The sequence below is a fragment of the Bacillus sp. SIMBA_074 genome (genome assembly GCF_046534555.1).
Taxonomy (GTDB): Bacteria; Bacillota; Bacilli; order Bacillales; family Bacillaceae_G; genus Bacillus_A; species Bacillus_A mycoides.
Map to the genome: position 1 here is coordinate 1 of NZ_JAWRYM010001339.1, position 231 is coordinate 231.

Here is a 231-nt window from a genome sequence, read left to right on the forward strand (position 1 = left end):
GAACTCAAGATCTCCTTCAACGCCAAATATATGATTGACGCGCTCCGTGCAATTGACAGCACAGAAATTAAAGCAAGCTTTACTGGCCCGATGAGTCCATTCGTCATTCGCCCAACTGACCATGACTGGATGCTGCATTTGATTCTGCCAGTCCGTACCTACTAAGCATTTTTTCGTAAAAGACTGTTTTTACGTAAAAGAAAGGAGCCAAGCCATGGGTGAGGTTTCCAT

General features: G+C 44.6%; 1 pseudogene. It reads left to right on the forward strand.

The features are described 5' to 3' along the window. Positions 1-165: pseudogene (locus SB773_RS35055) on the forward strand (DNA polymerase III subunit beta); the annotation flags it as partial. Between the last annotated feature and the right edge of the window lie 66 nt (positions 166-231).